Origin of the sequence: Coprococcus sp. LG101-27 (genome assembly GCF_027695515.1) — a bacterium.
Lineage (GTDB): Bacteria > Bacillota > Clostridia > Lachnospirales > Lachnospiraceae > Allocoprococcus > Allocoprococcus comes.
Genome location: NZ_JAQEUJ010000025.1, coordinates 1 through 503, shown reverse-complemented (window position 1 = coordinate 503; position 503 = coordinate 1). Strand labels below are relative to the sequence as shown.

At 48.5% G+C, this 503-nt stretch carries 1 protein-coding gene; it reads right to left on the bottom strand.

Annotated elements, in window-relative coordinates; all coding sequences use genetic code 11:
* Positions 1-503 (bottom strand): zinc ribbon domain-containing protein (locus tag PG766_RS13890; protein WP_270591036.1); only part of this gene is annotated, 503 nt, incomplete at both ends.

The window sequence follows — 503 nt, the reverse complement described above, 5'->3', positions numbered from 1 at the left end:
TCGTTCTGGTACTTCTCGGACAGCATATTGAAGTTATACTCGGTTATGCGTCCGGCAGACCAGTCCTCATACATTTTAGCAAACAGCCCGTCAACCTCGGCTTTACGCTTTTCCGCCTTTTTCAGCTCCGCAGCCTGCTTTTTCTTCGCAGAGTTTCTTTCTCTGTCGCTGGCATTGAGCAGCCGTTTCAGCAGCTTGTCCTCGTCTTTCTGTGCCAGCATAGACCAGTATTGCAGTCTTGCAAGCACATAGGCATACAGCACATCATAGCGGATATAGTGCATGGAACACTGGCGTAATCCCTGTCCGTACTTACTGCAATGGTAGTGTGCATAGGGATTTTTGTTCTGGCTGTTTACACCATAAGCCAATGACCATCCGCAGTCCGCACATTTTACCAGCCCGGAAAATATCTGCGTTGTGCCATTCTTCTGTCGTCTGCGTCTGCTTGCAATCAGCTCCTGAACTTTTTGGAACACTTCTTCGGAAATGATGGCTTCGTG